Here is a 26,745-nt window from a genome sequence, read left to right as displayed (position 1 = left end):
CATTACTGATCAAGATAGTGCTTCTTGCTCCATCCTTTCCAGCGACGAACTATAATAAAAACAAGAGAAAGGAGAATCAATACAATAGAAATAACTTGAGCAATACGAAGTGAACTTGTCAGCATCAGACTATCTGTTCTCATTCCTTCAATAAAGAAGCGCCCAATCGAATACCAAATAACGTATGTAAAGAAAAGCTCTCCTCGACGTAAGTTTGCTCTTCTTAACAAGATTAAAACAACAACACCAACTATGCTCCACAGGGATTCATATAAAAATGTTGGGTGATAATAAGTCCCATTAATATACATTTGATCTATAATGAATTTTGGCAAATGTAAATTTTCTAAGAAGACTCTTGAAACAGGCCCGCCATGTGCTTCTTGGTTCATGAAATTTCCCCATCGACCAATCGCCTGACCTAGTAAAATACTTGGGGCCGCAATATCAGCAAGTTTCCAAAATGAGTATCCTCTTACTTTAGAATAGATAACGGCTGTTAATACAGCTCCAATGAGTCCGCCATGAATTGCAATCCCCCCATGCCAAATCTGCGGGATTTGAACTAAGTTCTCAGAATAATAGTCCCATTTAAATGCTACATAATAAACACGAGCAAAGATAATAGCAATCGGTACTGCAAATAGAACTAGATCAACAAAGACTTCTTTTGGAATACCTCGACGCTCACATTCTTTTGTCGCTAAATAAAGACCAAGAATTACGCCAATCCCGATAATCACCCCATACCAATAAACCGTTAGTGGACCAATTTCAAGGAACACACGATCAAGTGGCTGAATGTCTTCCATCTCTCTCACTTCCTTTATGGTTTAGTCTTTTCTCAATATGTTTCGTCATGGTCTTCAAGCGTTGTATCTTCAATTGCCCCTGTTAGGCGATTCGAAAATTGTTCAGCTGCGTTAATACCCATTTTCTTAAGACGATAGTTCATTGCAGCTACCTCAATGATAACGGCTAAGTTTCGACCTGGACGTACAGGAACTGTTAGTTTCGTAATCTGTGTATCAATAATTTTCATTTTTTCTTCTTCAAGACCAAGACGATCATAATGCTTTGTTTGATCCCATGTCTCCAAGTTAATAACGAGAGTGATGCGCTTAAAGTTTCTCACAGCACCTGCTCCAAAGAGTGTCATAACATTAATAATACCTAGCCCGCGAATCTCTAGAAGATGTTCAATTAATCCAGGAGCGTTTCCAATTAAAGTATCCTGGTCTTCCTGGCGAATTTCAACACAGTCATCAGCAACTAAACGATGGCCTCGTTTTACAAGCTCAAGTGCTGTTTCACTTTTCCCAACTCCGCTTTTTCCGATGATTAAAACACCAACACCGTAAATATCAACTAATACACCGTGTACCGCTGTCGTAGGAGCAAGTTTACTTTCTAAGTAGTTTGTCAATCGACTTGATAACCGTGTTGTTTTCATGTCAGAGCGCAAAACAGGCACAGACTCGCGCTCAGACGCTTCAATAAGCTCTTGTGGGACTTCCATCTCTCTTGATACAACAATAGCTGGAGTAATATCTGTACAAAGCTTTTCCATTCTAATTTGCTTTTGTTCAACATCAAGTTGATTAAAAAAAGAAATCTCTGTTTTTCCAAGAAGCTGAAGACGCTCTGCAGGATAATATGTAAAATAGCCTGCCATCTCAATGCCAGGTCGTGAAATATCACTCACTGTAATCGGGCGGTTCACCCCTTCTTCTCCACTGATTAGTTCTAGATTAAATTTCTCTATTATGTCTTTTGTTCTCACTTTTGCCAAGGGTGGTTCCTCCCTGTTTTCTCGTATTTGATGTAAAGATATTTTCTTATTCTAATTACAAATGCTGTTATCCTGTTTATTGTATCATTAAATGATTTTAGAAGAAAAATTTCTTAAAAAAACTAAAAAAAAGAGCAGGTTCCTTCACCTGCTCTTCTAACGTTGCATTGGCTCAATAAATGCTTTTTGAGCGATTAAATTTAATAGTGCCATAATAATTGCTGCAAACAAAGCTGTACTAAACCCATCAATAATAAAGGCATCTCCAATGATTCCTTGTGTAATCATCAATGTAATTGCATTGATAACAAATAGGAACAATCCCAATGTTAAGATTGTTGCTGGTAACGTAAATAAAATAAGGATTGGCTTAATGATGATGTTAATAATAGAGAGCACAATAGCAGCAATTACAGCTGCACTGACTGAACTCAAATAAAAATCGTCAAAAATGGTTGATACAATCATGAGGCTTAATGCATTCACAACAATGCTAATAACCCATCTTTTCCACATACGTTATTCTCCTTCATTTGGAACGATGAAAATCCATATTAGGTAAATCCACCCAATCGATCCTACTCCGCCAATAAATGCAACAATAAAAATAATACGAAGAAGGCTGCTGTCCATATTTAAATAGTCAGCAAGTCCACCGAGTACTCCACCTAACTTACGGTCCTTTACAGAACGATACAGCTTTGTCTTCAATTGCTACACTTCCCTTTCATACAGTCCGATAGCTCCTGTTCTAGATTCAGCCACTATTTTCGTGACGCTTTCCCCACTATTAATAGAGCGGAACTTTAAAACCTTTTGGATTTTCTCATTCTTTTCTTCTAATATATGAACATTTGGAAGGTTACATGTAAGGTTGCCAAAGTTTGAGCGAATACTTCCATCAATAAAAGCTCCAGGTGCAAAGAAAGTTTTGATGCTTCCTGCTGTTGATTTTAGAAATAAGTATTGAGAAGGCTGTATTAAATACTGTTCAATACTTCCATTGAACGTCTGCAAATCAACATGTCTTGCTTCTCCCCTTAGATTAATAGCTCCATTGATTGTCTCTCCTTCACACTTATTGAGTGAAATATTTTGTAGTGAAAGAGCTCCGTGTACTGTCTCAAACTCCCCTTTTTCTCCGCGTATATTCTCAAATGATAAGCTGCCGTTCGCCGTTTTAGCTTTTAAATTTCCTATTTTTAAATCTTTCCCAACGATAGGACCGTTAAACGTGCGCAATATGATTTCATTATACTCTACATTTGGAATGAACAGGTGCGCTTTGACTTTAATCCCTTTATTTTGAACATTGAAACGAATCTTGCCTTCTTCAGTAGAAAATATTGTTTCTTGAGAGAAAAGCTTTTTGGCTTCTTCTTGGCTATTTACTTTATAAACTTTTGCTGAACATTCAATACGGACCTCATTTTGTGACCAAGGCTCAATTGTTACATTTCCGTTTGCAATATCAAGGTCAAGGCTACGAACTTCCACATCACTATGTTGGAAAATTTGATTAACATCGTAAGAAATACCAAAATTAAAATCTAAATCTGTATCTTTAATCTTCTTTACAGTTTGATCTAAAAATGAAAACACTTTTTTCTTTAAATCACGTTCACGAGGAGGCTCTTCCTTTTGAAAAGCTTTCTCGTCTAAAAAAGGAGAAACTTCTACTGCTTTTTCTTCCTTCTGTTTTGCTTCTTTTTCTTCTCTTTCCATTGTTTCAAGTAATTTAAATGCTTCATCAGCAGAAATTCGACCTTCTTCAATCATTCTCAGAAGCTGTTTACGTTGGTTTTCCATTATATTTCCTCCTTATTAACGATCAATGATGACTTTAATTCCTTTGACAACATTCCAAATTGCAACTCCAAACGAGAGAACAAGACACAGGATAGCAACAAAAATAATCCATGCGGCTGATAAGCCATAGTGACCTGAGAAATATGGGATAAGGTAAAGGAAGAATAAAGGTATTGATAACACTGGTAATATATGAGAGAACAATGCCCATTTTGCATCATCCTTAACTCTTTTATCTTGGGTAACAAAGTAGATGATAATTGGTAAGAGAAAGGGAGCAAAGAAAAGACTAAAATAAGAAAGGGCTGACAAGACTTTATTAGACTCCATGTTTGTTTTTTCATCTCCTTTATCTGTATTACGTTTTTATGTTGAAGTAAGTTTCAACATTCGAAAAACTTTCCTTAGCTCTATAAAAAAAGGATAAGTCACTTTTTAGTAGACTTACCCTTTTCACATTATGATTTAACCGTTTCTGCTCCTTTTAAACGAGCTTCCATTCTTTTACGATCTCGCTCAAGAATAGGCGCAAGATAGCGGCCTGTATAAGATCCTTCAACATTTGCAACTTCTTCTGGTACTCCTGTTGCTACAATTTGTCCACCTTTATCCCCACCATCAGGACCAAGATCAATAATATAATCAGCAGTCTTAATAACATCTAAGTTATGTTCAATAACAAGCACAGTGTCTCCATTGCCAACTAAGCGCTGAAGAACTTTTAGTAAACGAGCAATATCATCAACATGCAACCCTGTTGTTGGTTCATCTAAAATATACATTGTACGGCCTGTTGAACGACGATGAAGTTCTGATGCAAGCTTCACACGCTGTGCTTCGCCTCCTGAGAGAGTTGTAGCAGGTTGACCAAGTGTAATGTAACCTAGGCCAACATCTTCAATTGTTTGAAGCTTACGCTTGATTTTAGGAATATTTTCAAAGAATTCAATTGCATCTTCAACAGTCATTTCTAAAACATCTGCAATGTTCTTTCCTTTATATTTCACTTCAAGTGTTTCACGATTATATCGCTTCCCATGGCAAACCTCGCATGGAACATACACATCTGGAAGGAAGTGCATTTCGATTTTGATAATTCCATCTCCTCGGCATGCTTCACAACGTCCTCCCTTTACATTAAAGCTAAAACGTCCTTTCTGATATCCGCGTGTTTTTGCTTCATTTGTTTGAGCAAATAAGTCACGAATATGATCAAACACACCTGTATATGTTGCCGGATTTGAGCGAGGCGTTCTACCAATAGGTGATTGATCAATATCAACAATTTTATCAAGGTGATTAATTCCCTTAATTTCTTTATGCTCCCCTGGTTTCTGTTTCGCATTATTCAACTTTTGTGACAGTGATTTCCTTAGCACCTCATTGATAAGCGTACTCTTCCCTGAACCTGATACGCCTGTTACAGCAAGAAATAAACCTAGTGGAAGCTTTACTTTTACATTTTTTAAGTTATTTTCTTTTGCCCCTACAATTTCAAGCATTCGCTCTTTATCAACAGCTCTTCGCTCTGTCGGAAGTGGGATAAATTTCTTTCCTGATAAATATTGACCTGTTAAAGAGTTTTCGTCATGCATTACTTCCTCAGGCGTGCCTGCTGAAACAACTTTTCCTCCATGAATCCCTGCTCCAGGTCCAATATCAATAAGATAATCAGCCGCCATCATGGTATCTTCATCATGTTCAACAACAATAAGTGTATTTCCTAAGTCGCGCATGCTCTGCATTGTTTCGATAAGACGATCGTTGTCACGTTGATGAAGTCCGATTGATGGTTCATCTAAAATATACAAAACGCCTGATAAACGAGAACCAATCTGGGTTGCCAAACGGATGCGCTGTGCCTCGCCTCCTGAAAGCGTTCCTGCAGCTCTGTTCAACGTTAAATAATCAAGACCAACGTTGTTTAAAAATCCTAGACGCTCTGTAATTTCTCTTAAAATCATTTGAGCAATTTGCATCTCTTTTTCAGAAAGACTAAGGGTTGCAAAAAACTCATATGCTTCTTGTACAGAAAAACTCGTTACCTTCCCAATATGCTTACCATCAATTAAAACAGCAAGCGTTTCTTTCTTAAGACGGTTTCCTTTACATTTTGGGCAAGGCTGTTCTCCCATATATTTTTCCATCTGCTCCCGAATGTAGTCTGAGCTTGTTTCACGATAACGACGCTCAATGTTTGGGATAACCCCTTCGAACTCAATATCGTTTTCACGAATTTGTCCAAAATCATTTTCATAGCGAAAATGAATGCGTTCTTTATCACTCCCATAGAGCACTTTGTCTAACAAATGCTTAGGAATATCGCGAACAGGAATGTCCATATCGATTCCATAATGCACACAAACAGCTTTTAAAAGCTGTGGATAATACTGTGAACTTGTTGGCTCCCAAGGTGCAATTGCATGTTCTTTGAGCGATAAATCATAGTTTGGAATCACAAGATCTAAATCAACTTCAAGCCGAACCCCTAATCCATCACAGCTTGTACAAGCTCCAAATGGGCTGTTAAATGAAAACATTCTTGGCTCAAGTTCACCGATTGAGAAACCACAATATGGACATGCGTGATGTTCACTGAAAAGAAGCTCTTCTTCTCCGATAACATCAATAACGACTTTTCCTTCCCCTAACCGAAGTGCCGTTTCAAGAGAGTCTGCTAACCTTGTTTCTACCCCTTCTTTTACAACAATACGGTCCACAACTACTTGGATAGTATGTTTTTTATTTTTTTCAAGGTTAATGTCATCGCCAAGATCATACATTTCGCCATCAATTCGAACGCGTACGAAGCCTTGCTTTTTAATATCTTCAAGCACTTTTACATGCATACCTTTACGTCCATCAACAACAGGAGCGAGCACCTGAAGCTTCGTGCGCTCTGGATATTCTAAAATGCGGTCAACCATCTGTTCAATTGTTTGAGATGTAATTTCAATACCGTGATTTGGACACGTTGGACGTCCAACGCGCGCAAACAGCAAGCGTAGATAATCATAAATTTCTGTGACTGTCCCAACTGTTGAGCGCGGATTACGGCTTGTTGTTTTTTGGTCAATTGAAATTGCTGGTGAAAGACCTTCAATAGAATCCACATCAGGCTTATCCATCTGTCCTAAAAACTGACGAGCGTACGCTGATAAAGACTCAACGTAACGACGCTGTCCTTCCGCGTAAATCGTATCAAAAGCTAATGAAGATTTCCCCGAACCAGATAAACCCGTCATTACGACGAGTTTATCTCTGGGAATTGTAACATCAAGATTATTTAAATTATTGGCTCTAGCCCCTTTTACAACAATGCGATCTGTTGCCATAAGACAATCATCCCTCCGCTTTCAACTCTAAAATAGTATCACGAAGCTGTGCGGCACGTTCGAAATCAAGCGCTTTTGCAGCTTCTTTCATTTCTCTTTCCATGTTCTCAATAACTTCTGCACGCTCTCGTTTCGTCATCTTCTTCAAGTCTGGACGATTTTCATACTGTTCTTCATCTTCTGCAACCATTGTTGCTCGAATAGAATCACGTACTTTTTTCTGAATCGTCTGCGGAGTTATACCATGTTCTTCGTTGTAAGCTATTTGTGTTTCACGACGACGTTTTGTCTCGTTAATAGCAATATCCATTGATTTTGTAATTTTGTCAGCATACATGATAACATGACCATTTTCGTTCCTTGCAGCACGACCAATCGTTTGAATAAGAGAACGTTCTGAACGTAAAAACCCTTCTTTATCCGCATCAAGGATAGCTACAAGAGAAACTTCTGGAATATCTAGCCCTTCTCTTAATAAGTTGATTCCAACAAGCACATCATATGTGCCAATGCGAAGCTCACGAATTGTTTCAATACGTTCTAATGTTTTTATTTCTGAATGAAGATAGTTGACTTTAATGCCAAGCTCTTTTAAGTAGTCTGTTAAATCTTCCGACATTTTTTTCGTTAACGTTGTTATAAGTACCCGCTCATTTCGTTCAGTACGCTGACGAATTTCGTCTACGAGATCATCAATTTGTCCTTTAATTGGACGCACGTCAATTGTTGGATCAAGCAATCCTGTCGGTCTAATAATCTGCTCAATGAATTCTGGTGCTTTTTCCATTTCATAAGGTCCTGGCGTTGCTGAAACATAAACCATTTGAGAAATATGTTTCTCGTATTCTTCAAAGCGAAGCGGACGGTTGTCAAGAGCAGAAGGCAACCGAAACCCGTGATCAACGAGAACCTGTTTACGTGCTTGGTCACCGTTGTACATGCCTCGTATTTGTGGCATTGTTACATGTGACTCATCCACAATCATTAAAAAGTCATCTGGAAAGAAATCTAAAAGCGTATACGGAGTTGATCCTGGTGGACGAAGCGTTAAATGACGAGAGTAGTTTTCAATCCCTGAACAAAATCCCATTTCGCGCATCATTTCGAGATCGTAGCGCGTACGTTGTTCTAGTCGCTGCGCTTCTAGCAGCTTGCCGTTATCCTTTAATACTTTAAGACGATCTTCCAACTCTTTTTCGATATTTTGAATAGCAACACGCATTTTTTCTTCACGAGTAACAAAGTGGGAAGCAGGATAAATTGCTACATGGTTACGGTCACCGATAATTTCCCCTGTTAAAGCATCCACTTCTCGGATACGATCAATTTCATCTCCAAAAAATTCAACGCGTATACAATGTTCATCCCTTGAAACTGGGAAAATTTCAACTACATCACCACGAACGCGAAACGTACCGCGTTTAAAATCAATATCATTTCGTTCATACTGAATATCCACGAGATTGCGCAAAAGCTCATTTCGTTCTCTTTCCATGCCTACTCTTAATGATAGAACCATTTCTTTATATTCTTCAGGCGAACCTAGACCATAAATACAAGAAACGCTGGCAATGATAATAACGTCATTTCTTTCAAACAAAGAAGACGTTGCCGAGTGACGAAGCTTATCAATTTCATCATTAATACTCGCATCTTTCTCAATAAATGTATCAGTTTGAGGAACATACGCCTCTGGTTGATAGTAATCATAATAACTAACAAAATACTCCACAGCATTGTTTGGGAAGAATTCCTTAAACTCGCTGTAGAGCTGTCCAGCTAGTGTTTTGTTATGAGCAATAACAAGCGTTGGCTTGTTAATTTCTTTAATTACATTTGAAACAGTGAACGTTTTGCCTGTGCCTGTTGCTCCAAGCAATACTTGATGCTGTTTACCTTCTTTAATCCCTTGGACAAGCTTATCAATAGCCTTAGGCTGATCACCTTGAGGTTGATAAGAAGAAACAAGTTCAAACTGATTGTCCACACTAAACACCCCGCTCTTACACAAATTATAGAAATATCTTATCACAATAAATGAAGAAAAACCAAAAATATGTTCGTATTTTCTTGTAATTTTTTACCGAACTTTTTTCTGTTTGTAGTACACACTTTTCCCTTTTTCCCTTTAAAACATGCAAAAAAACGAAGGGGCTGTTTCCCTTCGTCCTCAAAATATACAAATTTTAAAATCCATTTACTAATTTTTTGTAGAATAAGGCCTCTTCTTGCAAAAATACTTTTGTTTCTTCATGATTTTTATAGAAAGATTCCCACTCGTTCTCTTTCAGAATTTGTTGCCATTCCTCTGTCTCTACCATTTCTTTAATCTTCTCATCCCAATATTTTATCTGCTCATCTGTCATACCCTTTGGTCCCATTACTCCTCTCCAATGTGAAAAAACAACATTAAGACCTTGTTCTTTCCATGTTGGAACTTCTTTAAAGTTTTCAATCCGTTTCTCAGCTGAAATAGCAAGCATTTTTATTTTTCCTTCTCTATAATACGGCTTTGCTTCAGAAAGAGGCATAATTGTCACATCAAGCTTCCTCTTAAGTAATGCTGAGAGAAGTGACGAACGATCTTCATACACACTGAAATCAAGCTTTGCGCCATTGATTCCATACTGATTGATGCCTTGAATAAAGGATAGATGATCGTCATTTCCGATGCCAGGGGAAATACCCAATTTTAATGATGCAGGATCTTCCTGTAGCTTTTTAATAATATCTTTCATTTCTTTAATATCACTGTTTTTGCTTACAACAATAACTTCCCATTCCGTGGAAAGCATTGCAATTGGTGTAAAATCACGATAAGTTAGAGCACTTTGCCCAATAAGGTTATTTGTTAAAAGAAGACTTGAATTCATTGCGACAGAATGACCATCTTGTGATTGAAGATACTTCCATCCCTTCTCCCCGTTTCCACCTAAAAGAGAAGTAAGCACAACAGATTGATCTGTAATGCTTTCGTTTGTTAGAATGGACTGCATCCCTTTAGCTGTCTGTCCCCATCCTCCCGTAGAGGCGCCTGGTATGACAATTTCTAACTCACGCGTTGGAAAAGCTTCTTTGTCGTTTTCTTTCTCAGCACAGCCTGATATATAAACGAGCATAAACAAACTGATAAACAGCATTATTTTTCTCATTTAATACCTCCACTCATTCTTCACTCACAATCAAGTAATATTTCCGCTCCGGTCTTCCTACAATGCCGTATTCTAACTCTGCTCTTAGCCGTTGAATGGATACAAGGTATTCTAAATAACGCCGAGCTGTTGTACGAGAAGCCCCCATTGCTTCACTTACTTCTTCAATTGAAGCCCCCTTATGAAATTGATTCATAACTTTAGTGATTTTCTCTAGCGTCAGTGGATCAATTCCAGAAGGAAGCTGCTTCTCAGCTGCTGAAGCTTCGTGGATGCCTTGGAAGAAAAGTTCTACAAACGTTTGATCAATCTCTTCAGCAGATTGAAGCATTTCTTTCTTCTTTTTATATTTTTTAATTGCCTCTGTAAACTTTTCAGCACTTACAGGTTTGATTAAATAGTTCTCAACCCCTATTTTTAAAGCTCTTTCTAATAGCTCTTTTTCCCTTGCTGCTGTGATCAAGATCACATCTAAGTCTCTAAACTCCTGCTTTAAATTAGGCAGAAGATCAATTCCTGTTTGATCTGGAAGGTAGATATCAAGTAAAAGCAAATCAGCTTGATTCTCTCTCAAAAGCTCTATTGTTTGTTCTGCATTAAATGCTTTTCCTACAACCTCTGTTTCTTCTATTTTTAAAAGAAATTTCTCTTGAATATCAGCGATTCGGAAATCGTCTTCTGCAATTGCTACTCGTAACATGTTTGACTCCCCTTTTATGCCCCTTTAATTTCTTTTGGTAGATAGACTGTAAAAATAGTCCTCTTTCCTTTCTCACTTTGAACTTCAACTTCCCCATGAAGGTGAGCAACAGCTCTCTTCACATTTGTTAATCCATATCCCCTATCTTTTCCTTTCGTTGAGAAAGTTGATTGAAAAATAACTGAAATCTGTTCATCAGATATTCCTTCTCCATTATCCTCTACTTCAATAATAATGTCCTGTCCAAGGTCAGTGATAAAAAAACTCACCTTTTTTTCTCTATCCATGCTTCTAACAGCTTCAAAAGCATTATCAATTAGGTTCCCAATAATCACCGTCAGCTCAGAAGTTTCAATATGTTCTGGAATCTGATGCAATGAACTGTTTTCATCAATTGTAAAGTGAATTTTTTTCTCAGATGCCTTACCAATTTTCCCAAGTAACATACCTTGGACTTTGTGATCCACTATTTTTTGAAAAAGAGCCTCATTTTGAGATTTTTGAAACCCATATTCCTCCTCAATAAAAGCAATTGCTTCATCATAGTAGCCTAACTGAAGCAATCCGAGGAGAAGGTGAAGCTTGTTTGCAAACTCATGGGTTTGAGCTCTTAGATCTTCAGAGTACTTTTTCACTTCAGAAAGCTTATCAACTAGTTTCTTAAGCTCTGTTTTGTCTCGAAAACTAGCAACTCCTCCGATGATTTTCTCTTTTCGCATAATTGGCGTTACATTTATAATAAGAAGCTTATCATTTATTAAGCACTCTTCATTGCTTTTACTTTCTCCTGTCATAAGCACATCCTTCATCCCAATTTGAGGGTAGATATGCTCTAGTAGCTGACCTGAATCCGCTTCTTCCAGTCCAAGTAATTCTTTTGCTGATTGATTAAACGTTGTAATATAGCCCTCTCTATCGATTGACACAATTCCTTCTTTAATGGATTGAATAACAGCCTGCCTTTCTCTATATAAAGAAGAGATTTCAGCTGGTTCTAAACCTAATGTGTCTTTTCGAATGCTTTTGGTTAAGAGGATACCTCCCCAAATGCCCAATAGCACAACAACTAGAGAAGAAAATAATACAACATGAAGTTTATTCCAAATTTCTTTGTATATAGATTTCTTTGAAAACTCCGCTGTAACAACACCAATGATTTTTTCACTATCCTCATTTTCTTGTACAATTGGTGCCTTTGCGATATAAGACGGGCCATTAACGCCTTTTCCTTCTTTTAAATAGTAACCTCCAAAAGTTAGAGCTTTATAATTTATAGGATCATAAACATTAGATATCGTAGAACCTCTTGTAGGGTATGAATAAGACTTTCCTTCTTTACTTGTAATCCTCAGCGCATCTGCTCCAACTTGAGTTCTCATCTGCTGAAGAATGATTTTTGCATCTTCAGGTGAATGTTCGAATGCATGTTGAATAGGAGGTAAAAAAGAAAGCGTTTTCACAACTTGCAATGAGAGCTTTTCAACCTTATCGCGTTCATCTTGAATTTCATTGTAAATATAGATTGTTGTTAAAAGAAGAACAATCCCTAAAATAAGCCCAATAATAAGAGTTAGAATTTTAGTTTTTAGCGATATAAACGATTTCTGTTTCATTATTAACTCCTCATTCACTTCCACTTATATTCTAATCTAGACGTATTAAACCTATTTTTCAATACTAAATGTTTGGAATTGATAGAATAATGAAAAGTTAATGGCTTGTTGGAGAATGTTCACTTTTTAACTTTTACGATTGTTAATAGAAGGGTATACATATAGTAGCTGAATAAATAACCGTTCCTTTTCACTAATTATAGCTATATACGAAAGGAGAAAAAAACTTGAATTCATTATATCGATCTAAAAGAAGAAAAGTATTGCTTGGTGTTTGTGGAGGACTATCAGAAAAGTTCGGTATTAGCGCTTCACTCATCCGAATTTTAGTTGTCATTCTATGTTTTGTTACAGCTTTTCTACCTGTTGCGCTCGTATACGGTGTTTTAGGAGCTGTTCTTCCAAAGCAGTAAAAAAAAGCCCTCATATAAAATGAGGGCTTTTTTTTAGGCGACAAATTCTCTGCAAGCTGCTGCATGAACCTTCAAGCTCAATTGTTTTCATTGTTAGAGAGACAACCATTGCACATTGGCGGTCTATTTTAATACATTCTCGCATATGATTGATGTCTTCTTCTTTTAAACACTTTGTATAACAGGTATTACACGCTGCTAAACATTGCCCGAGTGCTTTTAAGCATTCTTGCTTTGTCATTTGATTCCCCTCCTAATTTATAGAGAGTTTTTCTCCAACGTCTTTAAGGTCCATGTTTATATCTCTTCTGTCAGATTAATTTTCTTAATATCACCAAGCACAAAGAGATAGAAAAGAAGCCCAATAAGCAACACAGCACCTGCTACAAGAAAACTGGAGTCAAATGAGCCTGTTAGATCAAAAAGATAACCTGTTAGAGCTGCTGCTATAATACCACCAAATAAGTTGTTCGCGAGGTTGACAATTGAACTCAACAGTGCGGTTGTACCTGGAGGAGCTATTTCAGCAGAAATGGACCAGCCAACAGGAGCTGTAGCTGATATACCTGCTAATCCAATTGAAATACACACGATAGAAACAATTGCACTGCTTGTAAAAATAGAGCCTAGAAACACAAAACCAAGCAGCATCCCGCACAAAATAATTCGACGGTACACTTTTGCTGGTTCATGCCCTTTCTTCACAAAGTAATCCACAAGCCATCCACCTACTAATATTCCCGAAACGGTTGAAATCAGCCATGGAATGGCTGTATAAAGTCCAGAAGACATCAGATCTAAATTAAACTCCTCTTTAAAAAAAGTAGGCATCCATGTTAAAAGCAAGTTGAACGTATAACCATATCCAGTGAAGCCAATCATCAGCCCCCATACTTTGCGATGACGAAACAGCTTACTTAATACCTTCCTTGTACCATAGGGCATTTTATCTTCAGTAATTGCATTGTACTTTTGAATATAGTTAAGCTCTTCCGAAGAGATTCGTTTATGGCGATTAGGCTGCTCATAGTACCACCAAAAAACTAAGGTAAATAGAACGTTAATAATTCCAATTGTAAGAAACGTTATTCGCCAATCAAATCTTGTAATCATAAAAGCTACAAAAGGAGCTCCAAGTACATTGGCGAACTTAGCTGCAGAGTCAAAAAAGGAATTGGCTAAGCTTCGCTCACTTGGTGGAAACCACATTGCCGTTGCTTTCGATGCAGCTGGAAAAGCAGAGGCTCCTGTTAGTCCGATTAGAAATCGTACTGTATACAATAAAAGTTTCCCTTGTAAGAAAGCCATCGTAATGGTTAACAAACTCCAAAGTACCATTCCAATTCTTGCCACCCAAGAGACACCGAACCGATCAAGAAGGCTTCCAACTGGAATCTGCATCATGGTATATGAATACGTATAAATAGAGAATACAAGCCCAATCTCTGTAGCGCTTAAATGGAACGACTCTTGAATAGCTGGTGCTGCAACAGAAATGGCTACACGATCAAAATAGTTTAAAATAATTAAGCTGCTTAAAAGTGAAGAAATTAGCCAGCGTGTACGACCAGGTCGTTCAATCTTATCGACTCCCATATTAACGTTCACCTCCTTCTTATTAGAATGTTCTTTTTTAAAACACATGATTCTTTAAAATAATTATGAAAACATTCACTCATGTGTAAAAAGGAGCGTAACATAAAAAAGCCTGTTCAAAAAAATTTGAACAGGCTCTCAATATGCTATATTTTATTTTCTTCTTCTTCTCGTTAATTTCATTAATGCTTCATAAACGATTGGAACAATTAGAAGAGTGATAAGTGTTGAACTTGTTAATCCTCCAATAACTGTAACAGCTAATCCTTTTGAAATAAGACCACTGCTTTCCATTCCAAATGCCATTGGAATAAGAGCTCCAATTGTGGCAATAGCCGTCATTAAAATTGGACGAAGGCGGGTTGAAGCTGCTTCTAAAAGGGCTTCTCTTGTTGTAATGCCTTCTTTCTCTTTCTCAATAACTCGGTCAATTAACACAATTGCATTTGTTACAACAATTCCAATTAGCATGAGCATTCCAATCATCGCTGATACGCTAATTGTTTCTCCTGCGATAAAGAGACCAAGCAGACCACCAATAATAGTGAAAGGTAGAGAGAATAGAATAGCAAATGGCGCTAATCCTCCTCCAAATGTTAAGACGAGCACAAAATAAACAATCCCAATTGCAGCAAGCATAGCTAGCCCTAATTGTGTAAATGAATCGTTAATTTGCTCAGTAACACCACCCATTTCAACACTTACGTTTTTCGGAAGATCTAACTTATCAACTTCTTTTTGGATAGCTGTAGACTCTGCTCCAACATCCTGACCTTTAAACTCTCCACTTACTGTTGCATACATTTTTCCGTCAAGCTTCGAAATAGTTGCTGGCGCTTTGCCTTCTTCAACTTCCACAACATCGCTTAGTGGAACTTCCTGACCTAATGGAGACGTGATAGTCTCTTCTTCAAGCTCATTTATTGAACTATAGTCTTGTTTATCTGTTTGAATATAAACATTAAGATCTTTTCCATCCTTATTAAGGGTTGTTAAGACTGGACGTTCCCCAAGCTGACTAAGCTTCATTCCAATTTGACCTGCGCTAAGTCCGCGCTTTGCTAGTTCTTCTTGGTTAGCTACAAGCGTATATTGGTCGTTCTGTTCCGAAAGACTTGATTCTACTTTATCTAAATCTTTGCGGTCATCCATAATATTTTGGACTTTTTCTGTGGCAGCTTGTAAATCTTCGGTATTGTCTCCATAAACACGAAGTTCAATTGAGTTATTTCCCATCCCTGAAATATCAAGGGAATTCCACTCACCAATCGACTGCCCTTTATTTAAGTCTTTAACAATCTGCTCTTTTTCATCATTGAAATTTGGTGTATCCTCTTTATACTCCACATAGAAAAGTGCTTGATTTTGAGCACCTGGATCAAAAGGATTTCCACCGCCAATAGAGTATTGAACAGTTTTAACATTCTTTTTATCTAAGAAATATTTCTCAGCATCTGCTGCCTCTTCTTTTACATCTTCTTCAAGCTCGCCTGGATTTGGGTTAAAGGTTACGTTAACCGTTTTAATTTCCTGCTCAGGCAAAAAGCTTGTGCCAACAAGTGGTGCTAAAAATAAGCTGGCAATGAGAATGATGATAGAAAGACCTGAAACAATCCATTTGTGGTTAAGAGACCATTGAAGAACGCTCTTATAGAATGAAGATAAGCGTCCAGCATTCTCTTCATGGTTTTTGCTTTTAACTCCTTTTTTAAATAGAGAATGAGCAAGCATCGGAACAATTGTAATCGCAATAATTAGTGAAGATAAAAGGGCGAATACAATTGTTAAAGCAAATGGTAAAAATAGCTCTCCAACAGGTCCTGTTACAGTGCCTAATGGTAAGAAAACGGCGATTGTAACAATTGTGGAAGAAAGAATTGGCTTAAACATCTCTTTTGTTGCTTCACAAATTAAATCTTTTCCTCTTAACTTCTCTTCTTTTAAAGCCATTCGTCTGTAGATATTTTCAATAACAACGATAGAATCATCCACAACACGCCCGATAGCAACAGTCATAGCCCCAAGCGTCATGATGTTAAGTGAAATATCCATCTGTTTTAAGAAAATCATGGCCATTAAAAGTGACAGCGGAATGGAGATAATTGAAATAATTGTTGAACGAATATCACGTAAAAACAGTAAGATAATGATTACAGCGAATAAGGCTCCAAATAACGCTTTCTCAATCATTGTTGAAACAGACTTATTAATCTCAACAGATTGATCAAGGGTTGTTGCAATCTTCAAACCGCTGTTATCTTCCTTAATATCTTTTAAAGCATCCATTACGGCATTTGTTACATCAACTGTATTTCCTTCAGACGTTTTTACAACTTGCACACCAATAGAACGCTCACCGTTTGTTTTAGATAATGATTCGGTAATTTCAGCTACTTTAATGTCTGCTATATCACTTAACTTAACTGTTGGAATTTCTGATGGAACTGACCCAGCAGTCATTTGACCTGAAGGAGCTGATTGAGATGGAGTAACGGGAATCTCAAGGTTCTTTAAATCTTCAACAGTTTCAATATTCCCGTCTAGTACAATTGTTTTCTCCTTCTCTTCCATATTGAAAGTGCCTAATGGATAAGAAACTTTTGCTCCTTTAATAAGGTTTTCGACAGTTTCCTTATCTAAACCATATTCCTTTAGTTTATCTTCTTTATAAGTAAACTGAACTTCTTGCTTTTGCTCTCCAGCAGTTTCAATAGAGGAGACTCCTTCAACTCCTTCGAGTACAGGAACAATCTCTTCTTCTGTTAATGTTGTTAACTCTTCTACTGATTTCTTATCATCTGAAATACTTAAACTTAAAATCGGAAAATCATCAATACTTTGCTGAGCAATTGATGGCTCTTCAATATTCTCGCCAAGATCAAGGGTGTTAACAGCTTCCTTCGCCTCATCAAGAGCTTTGTCCATATCTTTATCAAATGCATATTGAACTTGAATGATAGACATGTTTTCCCTTGAAGAAGAACTTACTGTATCAACCCCAGATAAATTTGATACTGCTTGCTCAACAGGATCTGTTACTTTCTTTGAGACTTCTTCTGGTGAGGCTCCTGGGTATGTAGTTGTAATAGACAAAACAGGATTTGTAATACTTGGTATTGTCTCAAGCTTCATACTTGTGCCCGCATATAAGCCTGCAATTGTTACAAGAATGGTTAAAATCCATAAAGCAAACTTATTTTTTAACGAAAAGTTAATAATGTGCTTCATTTAAGGCGCTCATTCCTTCCCTTTTTCATTATACAAATGATTCTCTCTCTAATGACTACATGGTCATTCCTTCAAAAGTATATAATTTACTGACCTGCGAGTCAATTATAATCCTCTTAACTCTTTCTTAATTCATAAACCTTACTTATCAAGAATAAGATGTTGTCCTCTTTACATCACTATTAACGTAACGTAATATAATAGGAAGGAAAATTGCTTGGCCATTGACTCTTTGGTCAAAACAGGGAGTTGTATACATGAACGAGAAAAAACTAAAAATTATTCAAGAAGCAAGCATGCTTTTTGCGGAAAAAGGATTTCATTCAACTTCCGTCCAGGAAATTGCAGAGAAGAGTGGAATCTCTAAAGGTGCTTTTTATTTATATTTTCAATCAAAAGAAGAACTTGTTACTTCTCTTATTGACTACTATATAAACCAGTTAGAACAGTCTTTAGAATCTCTTGAATCAGGAGATCTCTCCCCTAAGGACAAGCTTATTAGTCAAATTAAATTTCAATATGAGTTTGTCCATCAAAATAAACAACTCATTATAGGTCAATTCGATCAATTGATGATGTTTGGTGAGGGTATGAAAGACCGTATTTACTCTTTTAAAACACGCCTCTTTCACTGGGTGGAGAGCCTTTTATATGAGATTTATGGTGAGAGCATCCATCTTCTTGTTTATGACATTTATTACTTACTAGAAGGTATCCAAAGCTCCTACTATCGCTTAATTTTCATTGAAGATTTTTCAATAGACTCAGACCGGTTATCAACCTTTATATTCCATAGAATTGACGACATTGTTCAAGCTATGATGGAGAAAAACATCGACCCACTCATTGAGGAAGATACTCTTCATCAAGTTTTTGATCGTATACGTGCTCGAAAAAAGGAACGAATCTTTCCACTTTTGTCAGCAATTGAACATAAAATCAAAGCACTAGATGCCTCTCCTAAAACTAAGAGTCATCTATTAGAGATTGTGAACTACCTTACTGAAGAAGCTAAAAATGATGAAATCAAAGGAGTTATCTTCAAAGGAATGCTTGCAAACTTCACAGATTATGATTCCCTTCGCCCTTACTGTGAGAAGCTTGCGAGAGAACTTGATATTGAGCTTTTAATGTAAAAAAGACCAATCATAATTGATTGGTCTTTTATTTATCCTACAGATGTTTCGTGGTCTTCAACAAACAGGATACCTAGCTCATGATGCTCTCCATCATACAAAGCTCGCTGAACAAGGCGGATTTCATTATTGAGATCAAGCACTTCTAATTTACAGAGCGCTCGATTTTTTTGCAACGCTTGATAAAAGTCTTGTTCTCCTGCAATGACTTCTCCATTCACCCTTACAATAACCTCGCCAACTTTAATTCCCATTGCTTCTGCAGGTGATTTCGGTAGCACCCCAAGAACAATGCTTCCATTTTTCCGCTGTGTAAAAAAGAACGGAAGACGTGCATCTTCCAAGCGTTGAGAAATACTAATCCACTCTCGACCAATAATAGCAACGAGAACAATGAAAACAGTGAAGACTGGAAAGAAGCTAGCAGGAATAGCAAGGACGGTTGTCACAACTCCTAGGCCTAGTACTCGCTTTCCTGTAAACTCTACTGATTGCTTTGGATGCATTGCTTTCACTCGTTGGAAGAATCCAATGCTAAATGGAACAAAGAAAAAGTAGAATTCCTGTCCGTTAATATTAAGAAGCGGCCACCAAGAAAATGGGGCACTAAATCCTTCACTAGGGATAAGCAAAAATAAAGGCACAAGCCAAAGACGCTGGGATATATGAGACCCAACTGGAAGACCTCGTTTGCTTTTAAAAATTTCGGGCGACGTTGCCCGACTTCCATATTTCCAAATCAGATAACCTTCTGCAAGCACAAGAAGGGCAAGCAAGATTGCAAGAGAAGAAAGGTTTGTCTCTCCCGCTTCACGCATCCATCTTGTAAACGTATTATTCCCAGCTTCTTTTGGTAAAAATAAAGAAACGATAACAGCTAGTCCAATAATAGATGAAGGAGTAAGCCATCTAAACGTCCACGGTCCGCTCAGTATAAATGTTAGCACTCCGATAAGTACAATCATCCCAATAGGAACGACTACACCGACCGCTATTGTAATAATAGAAAGAAGCAATCCAATTGCAAGCCCTGGCCAAAATAAGAAACGCAGTTCATAAATAAAATCAAAAACTCGAATACGAAAATGCTTCCGTTCTCTTTTCACACGAGCTAACCCGATAAAATATGTTACTAAAATCGCAATATATGTAAGTGGATGAAGAAACAGACGACAAAGCCCAAGCAAAATCTCTTGAAGTATTTCCACGTTCTTTCCCCCCTTTTCTTTTTCTTTTTTAACTAACTAGCACACTTTCTTTTATTTTAGCAAAAATCCACTCTCCTGACATAGCAAGAGCCGTTTTTTATGTGACAAAATAAAAAAAACCTCTGTTTTATAAAACAGAGGGTTTTGCTTATTCAGCTACTTCTTTTAACGCAGCTTGAAGCTGTTTGTCACTCTGATGAGAATCAATCTTTTCAAGAAGTCTTGTTTGAATGAGAGAAGCTGTGTTTTCATCAACTTCACCTGTTTGTTTCACATCATTTTCCCCTTGAAATTCTTTGACTGCTTTCTCTGTTTGTTCACTAAAGTAACCATCTTCACGACCTGGATCAAATCCAAGTCCTTTTAACATCACTTGTGTATTTTTCACTTGAGCACCGTTAGAATCCTTTTTTAACGTTTCTTCAATTTGAATTGGATTTGCATAATAATACTCTGGTTGCTCTACTTTAATTGTTGGCTGAATTCCTTTCTCGTGAATCCAGTTACCATCTGGTGTTAGCCACTTGTGTGTTGTCATCTTTAAGTTACTTCCATCTTCAAGCGGCAATGCCTGTTGAACGGTTCCTTTACCAAAGGACTTCTCACCAACAAGTGGATATCCTCCAGCTTCTTTTAATGCCCCTGCTAAAATTTCAGAAGCTGAAGCACTTCCTCTATCAATAAGCACGGAGATTGGGTAATCTTTTTTCTCTCCATTTTTGGAGTAGACTCCTTCTTTTTCTCCATCCCGTTGTTCAATTTGAACGTATGGCTTATCTTTTGTAACAAGTCCATCTAGAATCTTTTCGACGCTTTCTAAGTAACCACCAGGGTTACCTCTTACATCAATTACAAGCCCCTCAATTCCTTTTTTCTCAAGTTTCTTTAGATTGCTATTAAATTCATCTGCTGTATTTTCAGAGAATGAGGTAATTTCCAAGTATCCAATTTTCTTTCCATTTTCTTCTTTCAATGAAGAATATACTGTTTCAATTGGAATGTCGTCACGAACTACTTTGAATGTTAGCGGCTCTTTCACACCTGGGCGCTGCACTTGAATGTTGACTGTTGAGCCTTTTTTGCCCCGAATTTTCAAAACAGCTTGTGAAAGATCAAGCCCCTCAACGCTTTTTCCGTTGATTTGCAAAATCTGATCGTTTGCTTTAATTCCAGCCTTTTCAGCTGGTGAACCTTTAAATGGAGAAATAATCGTCACTTTTTCGTTTACCATACTCACTTCTGCCCCAATTCCTTGGAAAGACGAATCAAGTGATTGTGTAAACTGCTCTGCCGTTTTTTTATCCATATAAGTAGAATATGGATCATCAAGAGACTTCACCATACCGTCGATAGCCCCTTCAAGCAGCTTGTCTTCATCAACGTCTTTATAATACTTCTCAGAAAGCGTGTTATACACTTTCTCAATCTTTTCAAATTCTGCTTTTGTTGAAGCTGATTCTTGTCCACTATCTGATATGCTAGCTACTGATAAGCTACTGTTTCCATCATTGAAAAGCTGAAGGCCTGCATAAGTACCAGCTCCTCCTGCTATCAAACACAAAATCATTAGGAAGACAATGAATATGCGATTGTTTTTCAAAACTTATTCCTCCTCAAAACATACATCTTCTTTTAGTATGCCATATTTTATGGAAACTATGTACCTTTTCATATGTAAGAAAAGACATCACACCGTCAATTCGTGTGATGTCTTTTAAAAAGTATATGAAAATAAAATAAGCTTTATACTTCTTCTTAGAAATTAATATATTTACGTGGATCAACAGCATTTGTTTTCTCTAAATTCCACGGTCCTTCATGCATTTCAAAATGCAGATGGGCTCCATAAGAGCGTCCCGTATTCCCCATATAGCCGATAACTTGTCCTTTTTTCACCGTTTCATTTCCACTAACGTTACGAGATTCCATATGAGCATAAACTGTTGTATATACTTTTCCGTTTACATTATGAGTAATGAATATAGCATTCCCATACGTAGAAGAATAGTAAGAGCGGAAAACCTGTCCATCAGCTGCTGCAACAATCGGCACGCTTGCACCTCGTTTTCCAATATCTATTCCTTTATGATCTCCTAAGCTTCTTATCCCGAACTCAGACGTTACAGGACCTGCAGCTGGTCTTGTAAATGTTCCGCTTGCTACAGGAGGTGTCTCTCCCCCACCTGTTGATGTATCTCCACCACTTGTTGACGTAGACTTCACTGGTTGTGCTGAAGATACTTGCTTCTCAGCCTCTTCTTTTTGCTTTTTCATCTGTTCTTGAATTGCTTTTTCTTGCTCTGAAAGAAGCTCATCTTCATTTTCTAATTTTGAAGATTTATCTTCTGCGGTTTGTTGGCTTTCTTTAAGTTTTGCCATAAATGCATCTTTCTCGGCTGCTTGCTTTTCTTGGTCTGCTTTCAATGTCTCTAATTCTTTTAAACTCGTTTCTAGAGAGCCTAAATCTTCTTTCACTTTATCTTCTTTTTCTTTTTTGACTTTTTTATCTTCTTCATGTGCTTCTAAAATATCACGGTCAGCACTTGAAATTGTGCTTACTGCATTAACACGATTTAATAGATCACTAAAATCTTGTGACCCTAGTAAAACTTCGATATAATCAACAGAACCTCCACTCGTTTGCATCGCACGAGCACGTTCTTTTAAAATCTCATTTCGCTTTTTAATACGCTTATCTAGCTTCTTAATATCTTTTTTCAGATTTTCAATCTGCTGACGCGTTTTGTCAATTTCATCGTTTTTATCGCGAATTTTCTCACTTGTTTTTGTTACTGCTTCATCCAATTGTTTAATTTCTTCATCTATCTTCTTCTGCTCTGCTTCTAAGCTCTCAATCTCTTTCTTGCTTTCACTAAGAGACTTAGAGACATCTGAACGCTTTTCTTTAACCGTATCCATGCGCTCTTCTAGACTCTCGGCTTCTGCAGTACCTTGTTGAAAAGAGAACCCTATAAAGGATATACCAAGCATTGCGGCAGTTGACCATGATAGTACTTTTTTCTTCACTTCCATTTCCTCCTCTATTCTCCTAAACATTTAACTTATGTAAGACAGGGAACAGGTTCTACGAGCAGTCTATTTCCCTTTTGTTCTAAAAAAAATCCAAAGAGACGTAGGAAAAAGCCCCTTTGGACGAGAAAAACTATTTTTTAAGAAACTTGCGCATTGAAATCATACTTCCCCAAACCCCAATACAAGCCCCAATCAAGACAAGTAGAAGTGAAAGTTGTAATGTGAATGGGAATACTGGTAGCAATTCAAACGTTTTATACGTTTTTGCTAAATCTGGCTGTACGGAATCAAACAGTAAAGCATACGTGCTTACAACGATAGCAATCGGGATAATAGAACCAAGTACGCCAAGGAACAATCCTTCTAAGAAGAATGGCCATCGAATAAATGAGTTGGTAGCTCCTACAAGTCTCATAATCTCTATTTCAGATCTTCGAGCGATAATTGTAATTTTAATTGTATTTGAGATAAGGAACATTGCTGTAAATACAAGCCCAACAATAAGGACAATTCCAATGTTACGTGCTACGCTCACAACATCGAACAATTTATCAACGTATTCTTGTCCATATTCTACTTTCTCAATGTAATCTAACTTTTCAACTTTTTTGGCAACAGATTCTACATCTTTAGGCGAGTTAGGCTTAATAATATAAGCGGCATTTAATGGATTTTGCTGTTCAAAAGGTTCAAAAACCTTACCTTCTTCTCCCAATCCATCAATAAGCTTTCGCAACTCTTCTTCCTTAGAAGAAAATTCGACAGTACCAACCTTCGGCACATTATTAAGCTGTTTTTCTAGGTCTTTAATGTTATCTGCTGTTGCTGTACGTTCGATATATGCGTTAATCTCCACATCGTTTTCGACTGATTTCGCAAAATGGTTAAGGTTTAACATTACAACTAAAAACACACCAACAAGCAGTAACGTAACCGTTACAGCACTTACAGATGCAAATGTCATCCACCCGTTTCGCCCAATATTGCGGAATCCTTCACGAAAATGACGGGAAAGTGTCCTACCCTTCATAACCGTATTCCCCCCGCACTTCATCACGAATAATCTTACCGTCTTCAACTGCAATTACTCGTTTTTTCCTAGTGTTTACAATGTCTCTATTATGTGTAGCCATGACAATGGTTGTTCCGTTCTTATTAATTTTCTCAAGAACGTCCATAATTCCCCAAGATGTCTCAGGGTCAAGATTTCCTGTCGGTTCATCCGCAATTAAGACTTTTGGATTGTTTATAATTGCGCGCGCAATTGAAAGTCGCTGTTGTTCTCCTCCTGATAGCTCAGCTGGAAGAGCGTCTTCACGACCTTGGATTCCTACTAATTCAAGTACTTCTTTTACACGTTGTTTAATAACATCTTTCTCTGCTTCAATTACTTCTAACGCAAATGCTACATTTTCAAATGCTGTTAGCTTGGGAAGAAGCTTAAAGTCTTGGAACACAACGCCGATATTACGTCTAAAAACAGGAACTTCCCTATTTTTTAGCTCTCCTACGTTCTGTCCATTCACCATAATGTATCCTGATGATGCTTTTTCTTCTCTATACATCATCTTAATAAAAGTGGATTTTCCTGCACCACTTGGGCCGACAACGTATACAAATTCACCTTTATTAACCTTAACTGTTAACCCATCAATAGCTTTAACACCATTAGGGTATGTTTTATATACATCCTTCATTTCGATCATATATTTATACCACCTGCATTCCGTATTTTGTCGAAAGCCTATATAAATCTACAAAATATGAGGAGTTTTGTCAAAATACAAGGGATTTCAACATAAATTCGCTCTAGACACGTGCCCCCTCATTATAACACCAAAAATTCATCTGATAAGACTCAAAAATATTACATTTTCTTTTCAAATATGTCAAAGGTACGATAAAATTATGTAAAAAATAGTAATTAAACAAATTCTTTAGACCTATTTTTTTCTCTTATTTCGACATAAAAAAACTATCTGAATTCATATCAGATAGTTTGGAAAGTATATTTATTTCATTGTCGAAAGCCATTCGACTACTTTATCTGCCTCTTCTTTCTCAAGAAGCCCTTTTGGCATCGATCCTCTACCATTCACAATAATCTCACTAAGTTCCTCTTTGGAATATTTCTTCCCTACCTGCTGTAAGTTCGGGCCATTGTTTCCTTGAAGGTTATCGCCATGACAGCCAAGACAACTTTGCTTATAAAGCTTTCCTGCTTCTCCTGCTTCATCAACGTTAATCTTCTCTTCCTTTGAAGAAGATTTCTCTTCACTGTTCCCACATCCGCTCATAATAAGAGTTGCTCCAATGATAAGTGCCCATGCTGCTTTTTTCACTGTCTTCACCTCTTCGCCTTTATATATTCTCTACTATTATACTCGTTCTGTTTGCTATTAAATCATATATTTATGACGATTTATGCAGAAACTTGTTTCTTCTCCACATAATAGCAAAAATAACCTCGAAGATAAAATGGTTCTTTCTTCAGGCTTTTACACAAGATCGTTTTGTTACAGGGTTGTTATTCCTATGTAATATTTCACCTTTCCTTTACGTTTCTATACAAAATACCCGCATTCTTCAAAAAAGAAAGCGGGCATTTTCATTTTTAATTCATAAGCGAGCGAAGATATGAATCAATAAACGGATCAAGATCTCCATCCATGACGCCTTGGACATTTCCAATTTCCGTATTTGTACGATGATCTTTTACCATTGAATATGGATGGAACACATATGAGCGAATTTGGCTTCCCCATCCAATGTCTTTTTGCTCTCCGCGAATTTCATCTAACTCTGCTTGCTGTTCTTCGATTTTACGCTGCAAAAGTTTCGATTTTAGCATTTTCATAGCACGCTCGCGGTTTTTAATTTGAGAACGTTCTGTTTGACATGTAACAACAATATTTGTTGGAATATGAGTGATCCGTATAGCTGAATCTGTTGTGTTAACGTGCTGACCACCAGCTCCACTTGCTCGATACGTATCTACTTTTAAATCTTCAGTGCGGATATCAATTTCAATATCATCACTAAGTTCCGGCATAATTTCGCATGATACAAATGAGGTATGACGACGACCTGATGAGTCGAAAGGTGAAATACGCACTAAACGATGTACACCTTTTTCTGCTCTTAAGTAACCATATGCGTTATGACCTTTAATTGAAAGTGTTACGCTTTTAATCCCAGCTTCATCCCCTGGAAGGTAGTCTAGTGTTTCTACTTTAAATCCTTTAGCTTCTGCCCAGCGTGTATACATGCGAAGAAGCATTGAGCCCCAGTCTTGTGACTCTGTTCCTCCGGCACCTGGATGAAGTTCTAAGATAGCATTGTTTTTGTCATAAGGTCCATTTAAAAGAAGCTGCAGTTCAAACTTGTTTAGAGAATCTGTCAACTCTTTCAATTCTGGTTCTACTTCGCCTGCTAAATCTTCATCAAACTCTTCTTTTAACAGTTCATAAGATACTTGTAAGTTTTCATATGATTCATTTAAGTTATTAAACGTTGTGACTGTCTCTTTTAATGAATTTGCTTCATTGATGACCGTTTGGGCACTTTGCTGATCATTCCAAAAGTCTGGGTCTGCCATGATTTCATCTAGCTCAGCAATGCGCGCTTCCTTTTGATCAAGGTCAAAGAGACCCCCTAAAGTCCGCCAAGCGATTGGCTGTTTTATCTAACTCTTGTTTCATTTCTACTAATTCCATTATTCTACACCTCA

General features: G+C 37.3%; 23 protein-coding genes. 2 read left to right on the top strand and 21 right to left on the bottom strand.

Annotated features, from left to right (window positions below; translation table 11 throughout):
• Window positions 1–2: 2 nt before the first annotated feature.
• The 11 genes from lgt to MOC86_RS05555 all read right to left on the bottom strand — a co-directional run bounded on the left by lgt (window position 3) and on the right by MOC86_RS05555 (window position 12,401).
• Entirely contained in the window at window positions 3–812 is an 810-nt protein-coding gene (gene lgt / locus MOC86_RS05605; RefSeq protein ID WP_268583184.1) for a prolipoprotein diacylglyceryl transferase, read from the bottom strand.
• Between the two features lie 32 nt (window positions 813–844).
• Window positions 845–1,792 (bottom strand): HPr(Ser) kinase/phosphatase, encoded by a 948-nt coding sequence (gene hprK, locus MOC86_RS05600; RefSeq protein WP_019394916.1) that lies wholly within the window; start codon window positions 1,790–1,792, stop codon window positions 845–847.
• Window positions 1,793–1,948: 156 nt separating this feature from the next.
• Window positions 1,949–2,308, bottom strand: coding sequence for a phage holin family protein (locus tag MOC86_RS05595; protein ID WP_019394915.1), 360 nt, complete (start codon window positions 2,306–2,308; stop codon window positions 1,949–1,951).
• 3 nt (window positions 2,309–2,311) lie between these two features.
• Window positions 2,312–2,503, bottom strand: a complete 192-nt coding sequence (locus tag MOC86_RS05590; protein ID WP_019394914.1) for a PspC domain-containing protein — start codon at window positions 2,501–2,503, stop codon at window positions 2,312–2,314.
• Between the two features lie 3 nt (window positions 2,504–2,506).
• Complete coding sequence (locus MOC86_RS05585; protein ID WP_268583182.1) at window positions 2,507–3,601, bottom strand: DUF4097 family beta strand repeat-containing protein; 1,095 nt, start codon at window positions 3,599–3,601, stop codon at window positions 2,507–2,509.
• A 15-nt stretch (window positions 3,602–3,616) separates the two neighbouring features.
• On the bottom strand, window positions 3,617–3,931 hold the full coding sequence (locus tag MOC86_RS05580; protein ID WP_268583181.1) for a DUF4870 domain-containing protein: 315 nt from the start codon (window positions 3,929–3,931) through the stop codon (window positions 3,617–3,619).
• Window positions 3,932–4,059: 128 nt separating this feature from the next.
• Window positions 4,060–6,936: an excinuclease ABC subunit UvrA gene (uvrA, locus tag MOC86_RS05575; protein ID WP_268583180.1), complete on the bottom strand. Its 2,877-nt coding sequence runs from the start codon at window positions 6,934–6,936 to the stop codon at window positions 4,060–4,062.
• A gap of 7 nt (window positions 6,937–6,943) precedes the next feature.
• Complete coding sequence (uvrB, locus tag MOC86_RS05570; RefSeq protein ID WP_243516568.1) at window positions 6,944–8,923, bottom strand: excinuclease ABC subunit UvrB; 1,980 nt, start codon at window positions 8,921–8,923, stop codon at window positions 6,944–6,946.
• Between the two features lie 199 nt (window positions 8,924–9,122).
• Window positions 9,123–10,088: a tripartite tricarboxylate transporter substrate binding protein gene (locus MOC86_RS05565; protein WP_268583178.1), complete on the bottom strand. Its 966-nt coding sequence runs from the start codon at window positions 10,086–10,088 to the stop codon at window positions 9,123–9,125.
• A 13-nt stretch (window positions 10,089–10,101) separates the two neighbouring features.
• On the bottom strand, window positions 10,102–10,788 hold the full coding sequence (locus tag MOC86_RS05560) for a response regulator (RefSeq protein WP_268583176.1): 687 nt from the start codon (window positions 10,786–10,788) through the stop codon (window positions 10,102–10,104).
• Window positions 10,789–10,802: 14 nt separating this feature from the next.
• The gene (locus tag MOC86_RS05555; RefSeq protein WP_268583174.1) at window positions 10,803–12,401 is read right to left on the bottom strand and encodes a sensor histidine kinase; all 1,599 of its coding nucleotides are present in this window, start codon (window positions 12,399–12,401) and stop codon (window positions 10,803–10,805) included.
• Window positions 12,402–12,628: 227 nt separating this feature from the next.
• Between MOC86_RS05555 and MOC86_RS05550 the strand changes: the two genes are divergently transcribed.
• Window positions 12,629–12,814: a PspC domain-containing protein gene (locus MOC86_RS05550; protein WP_019394906.1), complete on the top strand. Its 186-nt coding sequence runs from the start codon at window positions 12,629–12,631 to the stop codon at window positions 12,812–12,814.
• Window positions 12,815–12,824: 10 nt separating this feature from the next.
• On the opposite strand, the gene MOC86_RS05545 is transcribed toward MOC86_RS05550, so the two are convergent.
• The 3 genes from MOC86_RS05545 to MOC86_RS05535 all read right to left on the bottom strand — a co-directional run bounded on the left by MOC86_RS05545 (window position 12,825) and on the right by MOC86_RS05535 (window position 17,638).
• Window positions 12,825–13,055: a four-helix bundle copper-binding protein gene (locus MOC86_RS05545; RefSeq protein ID WP_268583173.1), complete on the bottom strand. Its 231-nt coding sequence runs from the start codon at window positions 13,053–13,055 to the stop codon at window positions 12,825–12,827.
• Window positions 13,056–13,111: 56 nt separating this feature from the next.
• Entirely contained in the window at window positions 13,112–14,410 is a 1,299-nt protein-coding gene (locus MOC86_RS05540) for an MFS transporter (RefSeq protein WP_419146602.1), read from the bottom strand.
• A gap of 153 nt (window positions 14,411–14,563) precedes the next feature.
• The gene (locus MOC86_RS05535; RefSeq protein ID WP_268583171.1) at window positions 14,564–17,638 is read right to left on the bottom strand and encodes an efflux RND transporter permease subunit; all 3,075 of its coding nucleotides are present in this window, start codon (window positions 17,636–17,638) and stop codon (window positions 14,564–14,566) included.
• Window positions 17,639–17,895: 257 nt separating this feature from the next.
• Between MOC86_RS05535 and MOC86_RS05530 the strand changes: the two genes are divergently transcribed.
• Window positions 17,896–18,774 (top strand): TetR/AcrR family transcriptional regulator, encoded by an 879-nt coding sequence (locus MOC86_RS05530; protein ID WP_268583170.1) that lies wholly within the window; start codon window positions 17,896–17,898, stop codon window positions 18,772–18,774.
• Between the two features lie 32 nt (window positions 18,775–18,806).
• On the opposite strand, the gene MOC86_RS05525 is transcribed toward MOC86_RS05530, so the two are convergent.
• From MOC86_RS05525 to prfB, 7 genes are all read right to left on the bottom strand, one after another.
• Window positions 18,807–19,982, bottom strand: coding sequence for a PDZ domain-containing protein (locus MOC86_RS05525; RefSeq protein WP_268583169.1), 1,176 nt, complete (start codon window positions 19,980–19,982; stop codon window positions 18,807–18,809).
• A 148-nt stretch (window positions 19,983–20,130) separates the two neighbouring features.
• Window positions 20,131–21,549, bottom strand: coding sequence for a S41 family peptidase (locus tag MOC86_RS05520; RefSeq protein ID WP_268583340.1), 1,419 nt, complete (start codon window positions 21,547–21,549; stop codon window positions 20,131–20,133).
• Window positions 21,550–21,737: 188 nt separating this feature from the next.
• On the bottom strand, window positions 21,738–23,009 hold the full coding sequence (locus tag MOC86_RS05515) for a murein hydrolase activator EnvC family protein (protein WP_419146601.1): 1,272 nt from the start codon (window positions 23,007–23,009) through the stop codon (window positions 21,738–21,740).
• Window positions 23,010–23,145: 136 nt separating this feature from the next.
• Window positions 23,146–24,045 (bottom strand): permease-like cell division protein FtsX, encoded by a 900-nt coding sequence (gene ftsX / locus MOC86_RS05510; protein ID WP_111924039.1) that lies wholly within the window; start codon window positions 24,043–24,045, stop codon window positions 23,146–23,148.
• Entirely contained in the window at window positions 24,035–24,721 is a 687-nt protein-coding gene (gene ftsE / locus MOC86_RS05505) for a cell division ATP-binding protein FtsE (protein WP_268583165.1), read from the bottom strand. The genes ftsX and ftsE overlap by 11 nt, the downstream gene beginning before the upstream one ends.
• 306 nt (window positions 24,722–25,027) lie before the next feature.
• Window positions 25,028–25,357 (bottom strand): cytochrome c551, encoded by a 330-nt coding sequence (gene cccB, locus MOC86_RS05500; protein WP_268583164.1) that lies wholly within the window; start codon window positions 25,355–25,357, stop codon window positions 25,028–25,030.
• 272 nt (window positions 25,358–25,629) lie between these two features.
• A protein-coding gene (gene prfB / locus MOC86_RS05495) for a peptide chain release factor 2 (RefSeq protein ID WP_243516543.1) occupies window positions 25,630–26,731 on the bottom strand; the annotation gives its coding sequence in 2 pieces (ribosomal slippage) (window positions 25,630–26,658 and window positions 26,660–26,731; 1,101 coding nt in all).
• Between the last annotated feature and the right edge of the window lie 14 nt (window positions 26,732–26,745).

This window comes from Priestia endophytica (assembly GCF_026790145.1).
Taxonomy (GTDB): Bacteria; Bacillota; Bacilli; order Bacillales; family Bacillaceae_H; genus Bacillus_I; species Bacillus_I endophytica_A.
The sequence above is the reverse complement of the archived record's forward strand: the minus strand, read 5'-3'. Positions and strand labels throughout refer to the sequence as shown.

What these genes read in the sequence shown, in the direction of transcription:
- lgt (WP_268583184.1), bottom strand. Translation starts at nt 812, where the DNA reads ATGGAAGACATTCAGCCACTTGATCGTGTGTTCCTTGAAATTGGTCCA.
- MOC86_RS05595 (WP_019394915.1), bottom strand. Translation starts at nt 2,308, where the DNA reads ATGTGGAAAAGATGGGTTATTAGCATTGTTGTGAATGCATTAAGCCTC.
- MOC86_RS05585 (WP_268583182.1), bottom strand. Translation starts at nt 3,601, where the DNA reads ATGGAAAACCAACGTAAACAGCTTCTGAGAATGATTGAAGAAGGTCGA.
- MOC86_RS05580 (WP_268583181.1), bottom strand. Translation starts at nt 3,931, where the DNA reads ATGGAGTCTAATAAAGTCTTGTCAGCCCTTTCTTATTTTAGTCTTTTC.
- uvrA (WP_268583180.1), bottom strand. Translation starts at nt 6,936, where the DNA reads ATGGCAACAGATCGCATTGTTGTAAAAGGGGCTAGAGCCAATAATTTA.
- MOC86_RS05565 (WP_268583178.1), bottom strand. Translation starts at nt 10,088, where the DNA reads ATGAGAAAAATAATGCTGTTTATCAGTTTGTTTATGCTCGTTTATATA.
- MOC86_RS05560 (WP_268583176.1), bottom strand. Translation starts at nt 10,788, where the DNA reads ATGTTACGAGTAGCAATTGCAGAAGACGATTTCCGAATCGCTGATATT.
- MOC86_RS05555 (WP_268583174.1), bottom strand. Translation starts at nt 12,401, where the DNA reads ATGAAACAGAAATCGTTTATATCGCTAAAAACTAAAATTCTAACTCTT.
- MOC86_RS05545 (WP_268583173.1), bottom strand. Translation starts at nt 13,055, where the DNA reads ATGACAAAGCAAGAATGCTTAAAAGCACTCGGGCAATGTTTAGCAGCG.
- MOC86_RS05540 (WP_419146602.1), bottom strand. Translation starts at nt 14,410, where the DNA reads ATGGGAGTCGATAAGATTGAACGACCTGGTCGTACACGCTGGCTAATT.
- MOC86_RS05535 (WP_268583171.1), bottom strand. Translation starts at nt 17,638, where the DNA reads ATGAAGCACATTATTAACTTTTCGTTAAAAAATAAGTTTGCTTTATGG.
- MOC86_RS05530 (WP_268583170.1), top strand. Translation starts at nt 17,896, where the DNA reads ATGAACGAGAAAAAACTAAAAATTATTCAAGAAGCAAGCATGCTTTTT.
- MOC86_RS05520 (WP_268583340.1), bottom strand. Translation starts at nt 21,549, where the DNA reads ATGATTTTGTGTTTGATAGCAGGAGGAGCTGGTACTTATGCAGGCCTT.
- ftsX (WP_111924039.1), bottom strand. Translation starts at nt 24,045, where the DNA reads ATGAAGGGTAGGACACTTTCCCGTCATTTTCGTGAAGGATTCCGCAAT.
- ftsE (WP_268583165.1), bottom strand. Translation starts at nt 24,721, where the DNA reads ATGATCGAAATGAAGGATGTATATAAAACATACCCTAATGGTGTTAAA.